Annotated in this window: 5 protein-coding genes; all 5 read left to right on the plus strand. The window is 55.2% G+C overall.

All coding sequences use genetic code 11. The features are described 5' to 3' along the window. Positions 1–151, plus strand: a 151-nt coding sequence (locus BG52_RS16785) for a copper amine oxidase N-terminal domain-containing protein (protein ID WP_144340779.1), incomplete at its 5' end; no start/stop codon positions are given. Positions 152–229: 78 nt separating this feature from the next. Next, positions 230–1390 carry a sensor histidine kinase gene (locus BG52_RS09145; RefSeq protein ID WP_036586474.1) on the plus strand — a complete coding sequence of 387 codons (1161 nt, stop codon included), beginning with the start codon at positions 230–232 and terminating at the stop codon, positions 1388–1390. Between the two features lie 7 nt (positions 1391–1397). Next, positions 1398–2123, plus strand: a complete 726-nt coding sequence (locus tag BG52_RS09150) for a response regulator (protein WP_036586476.1) — start codon at positions 1398–1400, stop codon at positions 2121–2123. A gap of 191 nt (positions 2124–2314) precedes the next feature. Then, positions 2315–2725, plus strand: coding sequence for a glycosyltransferase family protein (locus BG52_RS09155; RefSeq protein WP_036586478.1), 411 nt, complete (start codon positions 2315–2317; stop codon positions 2723–2725). A gap of 303 nt (positions 2726–3028) precedes the next feature. After that, positions 3029–3406, plus strand: a 378-nt coding sequence (locus tag BG52_RS09160) for a hypothetical protein (protein ID WP_036667147.1), incomplete at its 3' end; no start/stop codon positions are given.

Genomic DNA, 3406 nt, shown 5'->3' on the forward strand with positions numbered 1-3406 from the left:
CGATCTGGTGCTGAACGGGGAGCGCAAGCCGGTAACGGTGGCGCCGATCGTGCGCGGCGGTCGAACGCTGGTTCCTGTGAGGCTTGTCTCTGAGCAATTGGGCCTGGATGTCGCATGGGACGCAAAAACCAAAACAATTACCATTCAATGAGTAAGGCGGCCTTGTTTTGTTTTATGATATAGTAGTGGTAGGTTAGTTAACGCTTATTCGGGTGGTGTGGCTTGATCCGTGGACTATCGAGTAAACGACATTGACCGCGTCATCAAAAACGCGATAAACGTTATGGAGGAAAGCAAGTATCAGATCTTTGAAATTGCGGAATCCGCGCGCGACGAATTGCTGAAGATCAGCCAGGAGCTGGAATCGATCATGCAGGAAACGGCGGGCACGATCGACAAGGTCGATCAGCTGGAGCTTGATTACCGCCATGCGCGGATTCGCCTTACCGAAGTGAGCAAGGATTTCATCCGTTACAAGGAAGCCGACATCAAATCGGCGTACGAGGCGGCGACGCAGGTGCAGCTCGATCTGATGGTGTTCAGGGAGAAGGAATCGTACTTAAAAGCGCGCCGCGCCGATTTGCAGAAAAGAGTCAAGAATGTGGAGCTTTCCATTGAAAGGGCGGAAACGGTCAGCTCTCGCATCAATGTCGTACTGGAGTATTTGTCGGGAGATTTGAACCAGGTCACCCGGATTCTCGAATCCGCCCAAAACCGTCAGCAGATCGGATTAAAGATTATTTTGGCGCAGGAGGAAGAAAGAAAGCGGATTGCGCGGGAAATTCACGACGGTCCCGCCCAGTCGCTCGCTCACTTGGTGCTTAGAACAGAAATTGCGGAAAGAATGCTGGCCAAGCAGGAATTCAGGCTGGTACAGGACGAATTAATAGATTTGAAGGGGCAAGTGCGCAAAGGCATCGAGGAAATCCGCAAAATTATTTTCAATCTGCGACCGATGGCTTTGGACGATCTGGGACTTATGCCTACGCTTCGCAAATATTTGCAGGACTTGGAAGACAAAACGAAGATCCGAACCACATTCGATACGGTCGGCCGGGACTTTCGCCTGCCCTCCGCCATGGAGGCGGGTATTTATCGGCTGGTGCAGGAAGCCTGTACGAATGCAATGAAGCACGCCAACCCTACTTTCGTCTCATTGGAAATTACGTTTCAGCCGAATAGGATCCGAATCGTTATCTGCGATAACGGTGCCGGTTTTCATACCGACTTAATTAAAGCAAAGGCCAAGGACAGCTCCCATTTCGGCTTGATCGGGATGCGGGAACGGGTGGAGCTTTTGGAGGGGAGGATGGAGATCGAATCGCAAATCGGACAGGGAACGAAGATCGCGATCCAGATTCCCGTCAACGCTGAGCAACGAAAGGAGTAGATAACGAATGGACCAAAAGCCTGCGGTTAACCGTAAAATAAAAGTGCTGATCGCCGACGATCATCAGCTGTTCCGGGAAGGCTTAAAGCGAATTTTGAACATGGAAGACGACCTGGAGGTTATCGGCGAATGCGGCGACGGTATCCAGGTGCTTGAATTTTGCAATCATACGAGGCCGGAAGTCGTGCTGATGGACATCAATATGCCGATCGAGAACGGCGTGGTGGCGACCGAGCGGCTGCGGGATATTTTTCCGGAAGTGAAAGTGCTGATCCTGTCGATTCACGATGACGAGAGTTACGTGTTCGAAACGCTGCGCAAGGGAGCCTCTGGCTATCTGCTGAAGGACATGGAGGCCGAGTCGCTGGTCAATGCCATACGTTCGGTCGTAGGCGGGCACGCTTACATTCATCCGAAAGTAACGGGCAAGCTGATCAACCAGCTCCGCCGGATGACCTATCTCGATGAGATCGGGGTTATGTCCGGCGCCGCCGCGACCAAAGAGGCAGGCGTTAAATTCATTGCCGGCGACAACAATCCGCTCACGCGGCGCGAGGCGGAAGTGCTTCGCCTGATGGCGGAGGGCAAGAGCAACAAGCTGATCGGGGAATTCCTCTATATCAGCGAAAAAACAGTCAAAAACCACGTCAGCAGCATCCTGCAGAAAATGGAAGTGGACGATCGCACGCAAGCGGTCATCCATTCGATCAAGAACGGATGGGTTACGTTGTAACGGGCTTTTTGGGTGGTCATGATGGATTTATGCCGACAACCGTCATCTCTTTCGGGAGAGGCGGTTTTTTGCGCTGGATACGGGTTTCCCGTAAAGCCATTCGAACGTTAGCCCGTAACGTATGGGCGTCCGGCGGCATATAGTGTCACAAAATAAAACGCTGATCGACACGAAGGTAGGAGGCGGTTCCGATGATTTTTGTGCTGCTGGCGGTCGTTTGCTGTTATTTCCTCGCCGCCCTGACGGTTTATGCGATCCGCCGCATGTCGTTTACGCGGAAACGAAGCGGGCGGCATTATTTTCTGCTGGCCGGGAATGAGCAGCATCATTTGGAATGGGTCATCCGGTCCATACGGCGTTACGCCAGCCGCACCGGAACGGAGGTGACCGTGACGGTGATCGATTGCGGCTCGGCGGATGAGACGATGTCGATTGCCGCCTGCCTCGCGAAACGCGACGACAGCATTCGCCTATCGAAGCGGACGGCCGGGGAAGCGCAGGAGCTGTGGCAGGGGATTCAAGCTGTTGCGGGTGAAGAGGACGGGGAGGCGGTGCTGCTCGATTTGCGTAACCCCGACCGGTTCTGGAAGCTTAAACTATAGATAAGGCCGTTGCGGCGGGTTGCGAACCCGTTCCTCCGGCCGGAGTGCCAGCTGATGGGCCGGCGGCTGATGCGTATTCAAGTCACGAGTGCATTGCTATCGTTCAACGGATGTAGAAGTCTGAAGGTTGAACGGCTCGAAAAGTTGTTTGATTGAGTGACAGGAATTTGCTACGATAGAGGAAATCATCTGGAGCTCCGGCGTGAAGCACACCCGGACGGCGTTTGTCGCCGTCTTGGTGTGCTTTTTTGCCGTTGCTTGTGCTGCTGCGATTACGAGTGCGAATGTGATTGGAGGGACGAAATGAAGGCTCATTTGTACGCCGCGCTTTGGCCTGATGGGGCGCAAGCTTTTGTCACAATCGATCCGGATACGGACCGCCTGTTCTGGATTGAAGCGGATTACCGGAAGGGAATCAGGCGCGGCGTAGGGGATGCGTACGCCGGGATTTGGAGCGGGAAGCCTTTGGCGGAAGGGCTTCTGATGTGGCCCGAGCCGATGCCGCTCGGGCTGGCTCTGGAGGCGGCCGGTTTGTGGGAGGCCGTTGGTGGCGGACGAGCGCGGGGCGGAGCTGCGGCCGCTGCCGCTTTGGTTCGCTGCGTCGACCGCGCGGGTGCCGGTGCGGGCGAGCGGGGCGGGGGCTTCGGGCCGCGCCGCCCGGTATGGGAAACCGGCTCCGGC

This window comes from Paenibacillus darwinianus (assembly GCF_000598065.1).
Lineage (GTDB): Bacteria > Bacillota > Bacilli > Paenibacillales > Paenibacillaceae > Paenibacillus_I > Paenibacillus_I darwinianus.